Raw genomic sequence first — 13,519 nt, 5'->3', positions numbered from 1 at the left:
TGTGGCTAAGTAGTCCACAGGGTGTGGATTACGTCTCCGGATTTGGCGGATTCCCGGACATTTTTACCTCCCTTGCCTGTGGACTACCGGTGCGTAAAATGACATACTTGTAATACATCATCTTGGGGTTCCGCTGAGGCGCTTGCACTACATGTAGTATCGATTTACGGATTGAGCGGGAAACCAGCACAAGACATGCAAGACATGAATGCAAGACGTGAATAGAAGAGTTCGGCCGCCTAGGCGGTCAGCGGGCCGGCATCGGAGTCGGAATCAGTTCCGGTCGGGGCCTGCCAAGCGAAGAGCAAAGACTTCAACAAAGGGGACAGGGACCATGACTGTTACGGTTTACACGAAGCCGGCCTGTGTTCAGTGCAACGCAACCTACCGTGCACTCGACAAAAAGGGCATCGCCTACCAGAGCGTTGACATCTCACAGGATGCCGAGGCCCTTGAGCGCCTGAAGGCCCTTGGATACATGCAGGCCCCCGTCGTGGTGACCGAGCAAGACCACTGGTCAGGATTCCGTCCGGACAAGATCGAAGAGCTGGCGCTGGCTGCCGCTTCGGTAGCGTAGTTTTTCAGGACTCCGCCACAACAACAAAGTATTCCAATGTAGTCGAGGTGACTCCCATGGCAGCGCTGGCAACAGCAACTGCTCAACTGAACGCTGAAGCCGTCAGCACGCGGAGTCACCTCATCTACTTTTCCTCCACATCTGAGAACACCAAGCGCTTCGTCCAGAAGCTCGGCGTCGACGCGGAACGCATCCCGCTCCATGCCAAGGACGCACCGCTGCTCGCACTGGAACCTTTCGTCCTGGTGCTGCCCACGTATGGCGGCACGAATGGCGAAGGATCGGTGCCCAAGCAAGTCATCAGGTTTCTGAACAACCCGCAGAACAGGGAACTGATCCGCGGCGTCATCGGAGCAGGAAACACCAACTTCGCGGAAAACTACTGCATGGCGGGAGACATCATCGCCACCAAATGCCGGGTTCCGCTTCTTTATCGATTCGAACTCATGGGGACTCCGGAAGATGTTGACCGGGTCAATCAAGGATTGGAAAAGTTTTGGACACGACTGTCGCAGATACAGAAGTAACCAAGGGCGCTATGGACACCGCCAAGGTCAAGAAGCCATTGCCGGAGGCCTACAAGGGCCTTGGCTACCATGAGCTCAATGCCATGTTGAACCTTTATGGTCCGAACGGGGAGATCCAGTTCGAAGCCGACCGCGAGGCCGCGCACCAGTACTTCCTGCAGCACGTGAACAACAACACCGTTTTCTTCCACGACCTGGAAGAGAAGTTGGACTACCTGGTCAAGAACCAGTACTACGAGCGCGAGACCCTCGATCAGTACACGATGAACTTCATCCGTGACCTGTTCAACCGCGCCTACAAGAAGAAGTTCCGCTTCGAGACCTTCCTCGGCGCCTTCAAGTTCTACACCTCCTACACGCTCAAGACCTTCGACGGCAAGCGTTTCCTGGAGCGCTACGAAGACCGTGTCTGCATGGTTGCCCTGCACCTTGCCCGCGGCAACGAGGAGCTGGCCAGCCGCCTCGTCGACGAAATCATCGACGGCCGCTTCCAACCCGCCACGCCCACGTTCCTCAACGCCGGCAAGGCCCAGCGCGGCGAGCTGGTCTCCTGTTTCCTGTTGCGCATCGAAGACAACATGGAGTCGATCGCCCGCGGCATCAACTCGGCGCTGCAGTTGTCCAAGCGCGGCGGTGGCGTGGCCCTCTCGCTGACCAACATCCGCGAGCACGGCGCCCCCATCAAGCAGATCGAAAACCAGTCCTCCGGCGTCATCCCGGTCATGAAGCTCCTCGAAGACAGCTTCTCCTACGCCAATCAGCTCGGTGCCCGCCAGGGTGCGGGTGCCGTGTACCTGCACGCCCACCACCCGGACATCTACCGATTCCTGGACACCAAGCGTGAAAACGCCGACGAGAAGATCCGCATCAAGACGCTGTCCCTCGGCGTCGTCGTCCCGGACATCACGTTCGAGCTGGCCAAGAAGAACGAGGACATGTACCTCTTCTCCCCGTACGACGTCGAACGCGTCTACGGCGTCCCGTTCTCCGACATCTCGGTCACTGAGAAGTACTACGAGATGGTGGACGACTCCCGGATCAAGAAGACCAAGATCAGCGCCCGCGAGTTCTTCCAGACCCTCGCGGAGATCCAGTTCGAGTCCGGCTACCCGTACATCATGTTCGAGGACACCGTGAACCGGGCCAACCCGATCGCGGGCAAGATCACCATGAGCAACCTGTGCTCGGAGATCCTGCAGGTGTCCACGCCGTCCATCTACGCCGAGGACCTCAGCTACGAGACGGTCGGCAAGGACATCTCCTGCAACCTTGGTTCGATGAACATCGCCAAGACCATGGATTCCCCGGACTTCGGCCTCTCGATCGAGACGTCCATCCGTGCCCTCAGCGCGGTGTCGGACATGTCCTACATCAACTCGGTGCCGTCCATCGCGCAGGGCAACGCCCAGAGCCACGCCATCGGCCTCGGCCAGATGAACCTGCACGGCTACCTTGCCCGTGAGCACGTCCACTACGGTTCCGAAGAGGGCCTGGACTTCACCAACATCTATTTCTACACGGTGCTGTTCCACGCTCTCCGTGCCTCGAACAAGCTGGCCATCGAGACCGGCCAGCCCTTCGGCGGCTTCGAGAACTCGACGTACGCCAGTGGCATGTTCTTCGACAAGTACACCGAGCAGGAATGGGCCCCGGAGACCGGGCGCGTCCGCGAGCTTTTCGCCGGCATCCACATTCCCACGCAGGACGACTGGCGCGAGCTGAAGGCTTCCGTCATGGAGCACGGCATCTACAACCAGAACCTGCAGGCCGTCCCGCCCACAGGCTCCATCAGCTACATCAACAACTCGACATCCTCGATCCACCCCGTCGCGTCGAAGATCGAGATCCGCAAGGAAGGCAAGATCGGCCGCGTCTACTACCCGGCCCCTTACCTGACGAACGACAACCTGGAGTACTACCAGGACGCGTACGAGATCGGTTACGAGAAGATCATCGACACCTACGCCGCGGCCACGCAGCACGTGGACCAGGGCCTGTCCCTGACTCTGTTCTTCAAGGACACCGCCACCACGCGTGACATCAACAAGGCGCAGATCTACGCATGGCGCAAGGGCATCAAGACGCTCTACTACATCCGCCTCCGCCAGCTCGCGCTGGAAGGGACCGAAGTTGAGGGCTGCGTTTCCTGCATGCTGTAACCGATAACGGTTGTTTATTTGCGGCAGCTGCCGCGCCTCAAAACTGAAGAGCACGACGCCGGGTGAGCGCCCGGCGTCGTACGCTTACCTTAAAGAACACATACGTTAAGGGGACGAAATGACCGAGAAGGTCAAGCTGCTTAGCCACGTCGAAGCGATCAACTGGAACCGCATCCAGGATGACAAGGACGTGGAGGTCTGGAACCGCCTGGTCAACAACTTCTGGCTGCCGGAGAAGGTGCCGCTGTCCAACGACGTCCAGTCCTGGCACACCCTGACGCCGGACGAGCAGCAGCTCACCATGCGCGTCTTCACGGGCCTGACCCTGCTGGACACCATCCAGGGCACGGTTGGCGCGGTTTCCTTGATCCCGGACGCGATCACCCCGCACGAAGAGGCCGTGTACACCAACATTGCCTTCATGGAGTCGGTGCACGCGAAGTCGTATTCCTCGATCTTCTCGACCCTATGCTCCACCAAGGAGATCGACGACGCCTTCCGCTGGTCCCTCGAGAACGAGAACCTGCAGAAAAAGGCGCAGATCGTCATGGACTACTACCAGGGCGACGATCCCCTGAAGCGCAAGGTCGCTTCGACGCTGCTGGAATCGTTCCTGTTCTACTCCGGGTTCTACCTTCCGATGTACTGGTCTTCCCGGGCCAAGCTGACGAACACGGCAGACCTCATCCGCTTGATCATCCGCGACGAAGCCGTGCACGGCTACTACATCGGCTACAAGTTCCAGAAGGGCCTCGAAAAGGTCTCCGAGGAGAAGCGCCAGGAAATCAAGGACTACACCTTCGAACTGCTCTTCGAGCTGTACGAAAACGAAGTCCAGTACACGCACGACCTCTACGACGGCGTCGGCCTAGCCGAGGACGTCAAGAAGTTCCTGCACTACAACGCCAACAAGGCCCTCATGAACCTCGGCTACGAGGCCATGTTCCCGGCGTCCGTCACCGACGTAAACCCGGCCATCCTGTCGGCTCTGTCACCCAACGCTGACGAGAACCACGACTTCTTCTCGGGGTCCGGGTCGAGCTATGTGATTGGCAAGGCTGTTAATACCGAGGATGAGGACTGGGAGTTCTAGTTCCTTCTCCTTCGTCTTCCCGATCCACCGTTTTATGAGATAGACCGCCAGAGGGCCGCTCCGATTACAGGAGCGGCCCTTTTTTGCTGTCATGCCGGTGAGGCGTTGCGCCCCGGTTTTGAAGTTGACCGGCCTGCCGGCGTATTCGGCGCGGGAATAGCCTCCCGCGTCCGCCCCTTTCCGGACCTTTTTCCCCGCAGTCACCGTGAACCCTTGACGTGAGCTGGATCATAGTTCTAATCTTCATTTAGTCGTAAATAAAGGAGAATACAATGGTTCGGCCGAGCGGCAACGCTGACGTTACGCGGTCTGCGATCCTGGCATTTCTTGGTACCTCCGGAGGCGCGTCCCGGGCTGACTTGGCAAGGGCACTTGGTGTCTCCCCGGCGCTCATGACCCAGCTCATCAAAGAGCTCATCGCCGATGGCCTCGTGAGGGAGCTGTCAATGTCTCCCTCCAATGGCGGTCGTCCTGCCCGGATGCTGGGCCTCGCCACGGCCGCCGGGCGCGTGGTGGGTATGAAGATCTCGAAGGACCATGTCGCCTTCGTTGAAACGGAACTTAGCGGGCACGTAGTCCGCTCAGACAATAGGGCATACGACGCTTCTTCGATCACCTCGCTTTCCGACGTCGTCTCACTCGTCCATTCATTCGTTGGCGAAGACCGTGTCACCCCCCTTCTGGGAATAGGTGTCGGAGTTCCCGGCTCGGTGGACGCGCAAGGAAGCGGTGTTGTTGATTCAAGCCTCCTTGGCTGGCGGCAGGTACCGCTTGGAGCCGTTCTGAGCCGGGAACTGCATGTTCCGGTGCTGGTGGAAAACAATGTCAACGCCCTCGCTGTGGCCGAACGGCTCTATGGGTCGGGACGCGAGCATGGCGAGTTTCTGGTCGTGACGATCGGCGAAGGCGTCGGCGCTGGATTTGTCACCGGCGGAGCCGTCGTACGCGGAAGCAGGGGCGGTGCCGGCGAAATCGGTCACATACCTGCAGTTGCGGATGGGCCTCTTTGTACCTGCGGCAACCACGGATGCATTGAGGCCCTGATTGGGGAAAAGACACTCGTCGCGCAGGCGCGGCAATCCGGAATCATTTCGTCGTCCGCCACTATTGCAGATCTGCAAGAGCGCGCGAACGACGGCGACCCGCTCGCCCAGGATGTTTTCCGGGAGGCCGGCCAGCCGCTGGGGCGCATCGTCGCTGGTCTCGTGCAGATTCTGGATCCGGAGATTGTGATCGTCAGCGGGGAAGGAACCCGGGCGTGGCGCCACTGGGCAGCAGAATTCGAGCGATCTTTCAGGGGCGCCTTGACGGCAGACCGCCGGAGCATCCCCGTGATCGTCGAGTCCTGGGACGACGAGGCCTGGGCGCGCGGAGCCGCTGCGCTCGTGGCGTCAGCGCCCTTCTACAGCGAAGAAAGTTCAGGTGAGCAGGGGAGACAAGTTCGTGCCCGGCTCACCCACGTACCGGCGGAGGTCGGAGGATTGTGACCGCATTACAAGACTCAAGGTCCGGCAACCCCGGACCCGCGGCAACTACGAAGGGCTACCGGGGACCCGGGATTCAGCGCAAAGCCACCGGCCCGCGTCTCAAATACGGGCTGACTGTCGCAGCGTTCCTCATCCCGAGCGCGTTGCCACTCTTGTTCTTCACCATCATTCCCATGTTTTCGGCATTTTGGATCAGCCTGAACCAGTGGAATCTAGTCGGCCCGATGAAATGGGTGGGCCTCGGGAACTACAGCAAGCTCATCAGCGACCCCGGCACGCAAGGTGCTTTCCTGCACACTGTCTACTACATCGTCGGATACCTGCCGCTTGTGTACATCGGCGGCCTAGCCATTGCGCTTGCCCTCAATTCCCGGATCAGGGGACGCAGCATGATGCGCGGACTCTACTTCCTCCCAGTGGTGACCAGTTGGATCGTCGTTGCACTTGTCTGGCGCTGGCTACTGAATCCCAGCACGGGAATCGTCAACTGGCTGCTTGGACTCATCGGCGTGGCAGGGCCGGGATGGTGGACGGATCCGGCATGGTCGATGCCTTCCATCATCGTGGCTTCCGCGTGGAAGGACCTCGGCTTTGTCATGGTCATTCTGCTCGCGGGCCTCCAAGCCATTCCGGAGGACTTGTATGAGGCCGCGACTGTCGACGGCGCCGGCCGGTGGAGGCGCCTATTCAGCATTACGCTTCCCATGCTTTCCCCCTCAACCTTCTTTGTCATTGTGTTGTCGCTGATCAATGGATTCCAGGTCTTTGACCAGGTCTATGCCATGACCGGAGGCGGCCCCAATAACTCTTCCCAAGTGGTGGTCCAGCAGATTTACGACCTCACGTTCCGCTACGGCAGGGCCGGCGAGGCATCGGCCCTGTCCTGGCTACTGTTCCTTTTCATCCTGGTCATCACCCTGATTCAGGTGCGCGGTCAAAAGAAATGGGTGCACTATGCGTAAGCAGCGTCCCTCGATCACCCTGAACATCCTCGTCCTCGTTGGCGCCCTCATGATGGTCTTCCCCTTTCTTTGGGCGTTCGTCACGTCCATCAGCCCCGGCGCAGGCCTCTCCGCAACTCCGCAACTCATCCCGGAGAACCCATCCCTGTCCGCGTACGCTGAGTTGCTCCAACGGCTCCCGTTCGCCCAGATCGTGCTCAACAGCCTGATCCTTGCCATCCTCACCACGGTGTTCCAGCTTGTCACCAGCTCACTGGCCGCCTATGTCTTTTCCCGCATGCCGTTCAAAGGGCGCAACGCAGTGTTCGCGGTGTATCTGGCCACCATGATGATCCCGATGCAGGTGCTGGTGGTCCCGTTGTTTGTGGAGATGAAAAGCCTGGGCCTCATCGATACCTATCTCGGCGTGCTGTTGCCGGGGATCGCCAGCGCCTTCGGCGTGTTTCTCCTCCGGCAGGCCATGAATTCCGTGCCGCAGGACCTGGACCAGGCCGCGACGTTGGATGGGGCTGGCCACTTCCGCATCTTCGGCCTCATTGTCCTTCCCCTGGTCCGTCCGGCGCTGGCGACACTGACAGTGTTCGCGTTCCTGAACAGTTGGAACAGCTTCCTATGGCCGCTGATTATCCTGCGCACTCCCGCGATGAAAACCCTCCCCGTGGCGTTGGCCGGACTGCAAGGCCAGTACACCACCCAGTGGGACATCGTGATGGCCGGATCAGTGGTCAGCGTCCTGCCAATGCTCGCCCTCTATATCTTCACCCAGAAGTACATCATCCAAGGGGTTGCGGGCACCGGACTCAAATAGACCGGATCGGCCAGTTTCCTCATCTATCAATGGAGATACACATGAACAAGAAGCCCCTTGCATCGCTGGGTCTCGCCCTCACCGCAATCCTGGCCGTCTCAGGTTGTGGAACGACGGCAAGCTCAAATGTTTCAAGCACCGAAAAAGTAACCATCAAATACTCAAACTTCATCTCGAACGGAGGTAACGAAAAGAATCTGGACACCATTGTTCAGGCCTTCGAGAAGGCCAACCCGAACATCACCGTCCAGGTCACTACCTTGCCCTACAAGGACTACGCCACGGCGCTCCAGACGGACCTGGCCGCCGGGACCCAAGCCGACACCTTCGACATTGAATACGCGAACTTGCGTTCCTACGTGGCCAACGGGGCTGTCGCACCTCTCGAGGGGGTTGACGGTTCCAAGTACAAGCAATCCCTGCTGCAGTCCTACCAGTCAGACGGCAAGCAGTACGCGCTGCCCAGTTCCTTCTCCGACGTCGTGCTCTACTACAACAAGGCACTCTTCGATGCCGCCAAGGTCGCTTACCCCACAGCCAGCTGGACTTGGGCCGATGAAACGGCTGCCGCGAAGAAGATCACGGACAGCGCCGCGGGTGTCTATGGAGACTTCCAAAACGTGAGCTTCTACGAGTTCTACAAGGCTCTGGCCCAAACCGGTGGCAAGTTCCTCAACGACGACGGCAAATCGGTCGCCTTCAACTCGCCCCAGGGCATCAAAGCGGCCGAATGGCTGGCAGGCAAGAGCGGAACCACCATGCCTACACCCGCCCAAGGCGCCGGAACCCCGGACTTCGACACGAAACTGTTCAAAGACGGCAAACTCGGCATGCTCCACAGCGGCATCTGGGTCGCCAGCAGCTTCGCCGATTCACCGAAAAGCTGGGACATCGCAGTCGAACCCGGAGACACGCAGAAGGCAAGTGCCGAGTTCTCCAACGCCATCGGCGTTTCTGCCAACTCGAAGAACAAGGCCGCAGCCCAGAAATGGGCCGAATACATGACCAGCTCCGACGTCATGGCACAGACCCGCATCAGCGCAGGATGGGAACTTCCCGCCACCTCCGATGACTCAGTCCTGAAGCCCTATCTCGCAAAGGACAAGCCGGCAAACCGCAAGGCCATCTTTGACGCCCTTGACAACGTCGCCCTCCCGCCGGTCGTCGGCGACAACCAGCAAAAAATGGTCGACATCATCACGAACGCTCTTGGCGAAGTCGAGGCGAAGCGCTCCACTGCTGCTGATGCCCTGAAGGGTGCCGCGGACCAAATCAACGCGTTGCTGAAATAGGCCGGGCGCACCCCGAACAAAGTCGGTGAGCGGGCCGCGGTGGCACCGTGAGCTGCCGGCACCGCGACCGGCTCACCATCTGAAAGAGAAGCCAATGATCGACAAATCAATGCAAAGTTCAACGGTAGCGTGCAACGGAGATCCCGCGGTCCGTTCGATAGTCCAGGCCGGCATCCGGCTCATCTTGGAACAGCAGACCCCTGGGGGCGCCTACCCGGCAAGCCCGTCGTTTTCCGCCTACGCCGGATACTGCTGGTTCCGCGACGGCTCATATATCGCTGACGCCATGTCCGCCTCCGGCCACATCGAATCCGCTGAACGGTTCTTCGACTGGTGCTCGAATGCCTTGACTTCCCGTGCTGGAAGGATCCGCCGTATCGCGGCTGAAAGCCTGGCCGGCAGGCCGGTGGCCGCAGACCAAATGCTGCCCACGCGTTTCACTCTCGACGGGGGCGAAGGAAGCGATGACTGGTGGGATTTCCAGCTCGACGGATACGGTACCTGGCTTTGGGCCTTGGCGGAGCACAGCGCCCGCCATGACCGGCCACTCGAACGCTGGGCTGAGGCCATTGACCTCACGGTCGACTATCTCTCCGTCTCGTGGCAACGTCCCTGCTATGACTGGTGGGAAGAATCGGCACAACACGTGCACGTGAGCACTCTGGGCTGCATCGCCTCCGGATTGGCCAGCATCGCCCAAACCGGCCTGATCGGGAAGTCACTCTCAGAACGGGCCGCCTCGACCGCACACGAGATCCGTCGGCGAGTGCAAAACGAAGGGGTCCAGGACGGCCATCTCACGAAATGGCTGGGAACAGACACAGTAGACGCTAGCCTCGTGTCGCTGATTGCTCCAATGAACTTCCTGCCCCCGCACAGTCCCTTGAGCGCAGGGACCATCGCGGTCATCGAGGAGCAGCTCACCGTCGACAATGGCGTTCACCGGTATCTTGCTGACACCTACTACGGCGGTGGCCAATGGCCCTTGCTTAGCTGCTTCCTCGGCCTGGCCCATGCCGCTTCCGGAAACAGAACCAGGGCCCATGAGCTCCTGGAATGGACCGCGTCCACCGCCGGTGCCAACGACGAACTTCCCGAACAGGTCGACCATCACCTTCTTGACCCCGATCATCTTCAACCTTGGAATGAGCGCTGGGGTTCCTCGGCAAACCCGCTCTTGTGGAGCCACGCCATGTTCATCCGCCTCGCCATCGCCCTCGGCGTCCCGTACGACACCGCCGGTCCGACTCCGGCTCCAGCAGCGAAAGAGAACGCTAAATGATCCGCCACAAACCGTTCGGCTCCGGCCACCCCTACGTCGCCGACACCGATCAGCGCAGCCCGTCCCATCCAGTCGCGGGGGAGCCTGTCACCTTGGGCGTGCGAACCTCGCCGGAACTGACCGACGTGATCTGCGAACTCGAAGTCACCGGTCGCGACGGCACTGTCGCGAAACTGAGCGAAGCCCTGGAACGGGTACCGGCAGCATCGCGGGGACAAGTCATCGATGGAGGCCACCTGGCATCCGCCCAGGCCAAACTCGCCCGTTCAGCCAGAGGCTGGCAGCTGACCCTCCCGCCGGCGGAGCCCCAGACAACGTACAAGTACCGCTTCACGGCGCAGACCCGAAGTGGCGGGACCCAGAAGACTCAGTGGTTCAGCTACACCGCCGCCACCTGGGCCGCCTCCAGCCAGGCCGTTAACGTCATCGGAGCTGACCGCGTGATCGCCGACTCCGTTGAGGTGTTGCACGACGGTGTCCGGCCTTTACGTGTTCGTTTCGCGCTCCCGTTGGCCTTGAGTGAGCGTGTCACCGGCTTTGGCGAGCGTTTTGACGCCCTCGATCACCGGGGGTCCAAGCTGGACGCGGTCGTCTTCGAGCAATACAAGAGCCAAGGAGCGAGGCGGAAAACGTACATGCCGATGCCTTTTGCCCATGTAGTAGGCGGAGACGGCTGGGGATTTCATGTCGAAACTTCCCGACGTACGTGGTACGACATCGGTGCCTCCGACGAACGCCGCCTGGTCATTGAAGCCGAAGTCGGCCCCGAACCCCTGGACGGGGACACTCTTCTGAACTTGAGGTTTGTCGAAGGAACGCCGACGGCGGTCCTGAAGTCCTTCCTGTCCGTCGCCGGCGGCGCCAAGGAGCTTCCTGACTGGGTCTTCAGGCTGTGGGCCAGCGGTAACGAGTGGAACACCCAGTCAGAAGTGATTCGACAGATGGACCTGCACCGCCAGACCGGGATTCCGGTCGGATCGGTCGTCATCGAGGCGTGGAGCGACGAGTCTACATTCACTGCGTTCCGCGATGCTGAATACGAGCCGAGTTCCGATGGCTCACCGCACAGCCTCAGCGACTTCTCCTTCCCGGAGCATGGTGCCTGGCCGGATCCCAAGGCCATGGTCGACGACCTTCATGCACGGGACATCCGGGTGGTTCTGTGGCAGATTCCGCTCATCAAAATGCGACCCCACCCGCAAGGACAGGCCCGATTCGATGCTGAGGCCGCAATTCGTGATGGTCGGCTCATCCGTGAGGAGGCCCCGGACGGCAGCCTGCGTCCCTACCGTAACCGAGGCTGGTGGTTCCCGCTCAGCCTGATGCCGGACCTGACCGATCCGGAAGCCGCCCGATGGTGGACCGAGAAGCGACGCTATCTCGTCGAAGAAATCGGCGTCGACGGATTCAAGACCGACGGCGGGGAACACGCCTGGGGCGAAGAACTCCAGTACCTGAACGGAATGCGCGGAGATGAAGGAAACAACCTCTTCCCGGTCGCGTACGCCAAGGCCTACGGCGACCTTCTTGAATCCGCCGGCAAGGCCCCCGTCACCTTCAGCCGTGCGGGTTTCACCGGTTCCCAGGCACACGGGGCATTCTGGGCCGGGGATGAGAATTCCACCTGGGATGCCTTCCGCTGGTCCCTCTTTGCCGGACTCTCCGCCTCGGCATGCGGAGTCTTGTACTGGGGCTGGGACTTCGCCGGCTTCTCTGGCGACGTCCCGAGCGCGGAACTGTACCTTCGGTCAGCCGCCGCAGCAGTATTCGTGCCCATCATGCAGTATCACTCCGAGTTCAACCACCACCGGAAGCCATCGAGGGATCGCACTCCATGGAACATTCAGGAAAGAACCGGGGACCAGACTGTCATTCCTGTCTTCCGTGAACTTGTCGAACTGCGCGAGCGCCTCGTTCCCTATCTGGCTGAGCAAGCGCGGAAGGCTATCGACACCGGTGCCCCCCTCATGCGTCCGCTGTACTTCGACCACATCAACGATGAAGAGGTATGGAAGCACCCCTTGCAATGGATGCTCGGTGAGGACCTACTTGTTGCTCCGGTTACCGATGAGGCGGTCCGCACTTGGACGGCGTACCTTCCCGGCGGCAATTGGATCGACGCCTGGACGGCGGAAAAATACGCCGGCAAGCGAACGGTCGAGGTATCCGCGCCGCTGAACCGTGTTCCTGTTTTCGTGAGGGCGGAAGCCTGGAACGACATGAAGGACGTTTTCCTTCCGACCGCGTAATCAAGAACTGAACAGGACCAGCTACCTCGAAGGAAATCCTTGGAATATAGAAAACTTGGCCGAAGCGGCATGTATGTCAGCGAGATCGCGTACGGCAACTGGCTAACGCACGGATCGCAAATCGAGGACGACACCGCAGCGCAGTGCGTGCACGCTGCGCTCGACGCCGGCATCAGCACCTTCGACACCGCCGATGCGTACGCCGAGACGCGTGCAGAAGCCGCCCTCGGTCTAGCGCTGTCCGGGGTTCGTCGCGAAAGCGTGGAGATCCTCACCAAGGTGTATTTCCCCACCGGGCCCGGAAAGAACGATCGCGGACTCTCTCGGAAGCACATCATCGAAGCTATCCATGGAAGTCTCCGCAGGCTCAAAACCGACTACGTAGACCTTTACCAGGCCCACCGGTTCGACTACGAAACACCCCTTGAGGAAACGATGCAGGCTTTTGCTGACATCGTGCGCGCCGGGAAGGCCCACTATATCGGCGTCTCCGAGTGGACGGTGGATGAGATCCGGTCGGCAGCCGCCTTGGCCAAGGAACTCAACATCGAGCTGGTCTCCAACCAGCCCCAGTACAACATGCTGTGGAGGGTTGTTGAACCCGAAATCATCCCGGCCTGCGAAGAGCTCGGGATAGGCCAGATCGTGTGGTCGCCGCTTGCCCAAGGAGTGCTGACCGGCAAATATTCACCAGGAAAGGGCGCCCCTTCCGGCTCCCGCGCCACCGACCAAAACGGAGGCAAAGACACGATGGCTAGGTGGCTGGGCGATGACGTCCTCACAACGGTCCAACGCCTTCGGCCCTTGGCAGCAAGCGTGGGGCTTCAACTAGGAACCCTCGCCCTGGCGTGGGTGCTTCAGAACCCGAATGTATCTACTGCCGTTGTCGGAGCCTCCAAACCAGAACAGATCAAGGAAAACGCAAAGGCGGCCGGGCTAACGCTGGAGAACGCACTCCTGAAGGAGATCGATGAGATCCTCGAACCCGTTATCGAACGTGACCCTCGCAAGGTCGATAGCTGTCACAGCAGGCCTTGAGCAGCACTAGCGGCGGCAGCGATAACAAGCTGCCGCCCTCCAACA

Annotated in this window: 11 protein-coding genes; all 11 read left to right on the top strand. The window is 60.3% G+C overall.

Annotated elements, in window-relative coordinates:
* The first annotated feature begins 334 nt into the window (after window positions 1-334).
* Window positions 335-577: a glutaredoxin-like protein NrdH gene (nrdH, locus tag QRN51_RS01040; protein WP_028267421.1), complete on the top strand. Its 243-nt coding sequence runs from the start codon at window positions 335-337 to the stop codon at window positions 575-577.
* Between the two features lie 56 nt (window positions 578-633).
* Window positions 634-1,104: a class Ib ribonucleoside-diphosphate reductase assembly flavoprotein NrdI gene (gene nrdI / locus QRN51_RS01035; RefSeq protein WP_059389331.1), complete on the top strand. Its 471-nt coding sequence runs from the start codon at window positions 634-636 to the stop codon at window positions 1,102-1,104.
* Window positions 1,105-1,115: 11 nt separating this feature from the next.
* Entirely contained in the window at window positions 1,116-3,263 is a 2,148-nt protein-coding gene (gene nrdE, locus QRN51_RS01030; RefSeq protein ID WP_284988319.1) for a class 1b ribonucleoside-diphosphate reductase subunit alpha, read from the top strand.
* A gap of 118 nt (window positions 3,264-3,381) precedes the next feature.
* Window positions 3,382-4,356, top strand: coding sequence for a class 1b ribonucleoside-diphosphate reductase subunit beta (nrdF, locus tag QRN51_RS01025; protein WP_059389329.1), 975 nt, complete (start codon window positions 3,382-3,384; stop codon window positions 4,354-4,356).
* A 272-nt stretch (window positions 4,357-4,628) separates the two neighbouring features.
* Complete coding sequence (locus tag QRN51_RS01020; RefSeq protein WP_284988281.1) at window positions 4,629-5,843, top strand: ROK family transcriptional regulator; 1,215 nt, start codon at window positions 4,629-4,631, stop codon at window positions 5,841-5,843.
* On the top strand, window positions 5,840-6,805 hold the full coding sequence (locus tag QRN51_RS01015) for a carbohydrate ABC transporter permease (RefSeq protein WP_284988280.1): 966 nt from the start codon (window positions 5,840-5,842) through the stop codon (window positions 6,803-6,805). The genes QRN51_RS01020 and QRN51_RS01015 overlap by 4 nt, the downstream gene beginning before the upstream one ends.
* On the top strand, window positions 6,798-7,613 hold the full coding sequence (locus tag QRN51_RS01010) for a carbohydrate ABC transporter permease (RefSeq protein WP_269995570.1): 816 nt from the start codon (window positions 6,798-6,800) through the stop codon (window positions 7,611-7,613). The genes QRN51_RS01015 and QRN51_RS01010 overlap by 8 nt, the downstream gene beginning before the upstream one ends.
* A gap of 41 nt (window positions 7,614-7,654) precedes the next feature.
* On the top strand, window positions 7,655-8,905 hold the full coding sequence (locus QRN51_RS01005) for an ABC transporter substrate-binding protein (protein ID WP_284988279.1): 1,251 nt from the start codon (window positions 7,655-7,657) through the stop codon (window positions 8,903-8,905).
* 94 nt (window positions 8,906-8,999) lie between these two features.
* A complete protein-coding gene (locus tag QRN51_RS01000; protein ID WP_284988278.1) occupies window positions 9,000-10,187 on the top strand; it encodes a glycoside hydrolase family 15 protein in 1,188 nt (395 codons plus the stop codon).
* Window positions 10,184-12,436 carry a glycoside hydrolase family 31 protein gene (locus tag QRN51_RS00995; protein ID WP_284988277.1) on the top strand — a complete coding sequence of 751 codons (2,253 nt, stop codon included), beginning with the start codon at window positions 10,184-10,186 and terminating at the stop codon, window positions 12,434-12,436. Before QRN51_RS01000 ends, QRN51_RS00995 begins: the two co-directional genes overlap by 4 nt.
* Window positions 12,437-12,475: 39 nt before the next feature.
* The gene (locus QRN51_RS00990) at window positions 12,476-13,474 is read left to right on the top strand and encodes an aldo/keto reductase family protein (RefSeq protein ID WP_284988276.1); all 999 of its coding nucleotides are present in this window, start codon (window positions 12,476-12,478) and stop codon (window positions 13,472-13,474) included.
* The last annotated feature ends 45 nt before the right edge of the window (window positions 13,475-13,519 follow it).

It is taken from the genome of Arthrobacter sp. efr-133-TYG-120 (assembly GCF_030209785.1).
Classification (GTDB): Bacteria; Actinomycetota; Actinomycetes; order Actinomycetales; family Micrococcaceae; genus Arthrobacter.
Note: the sequence above shows the minus strand (reverse complement) of the source record. Positions and strands in the feature narration are given on the sequence as shown.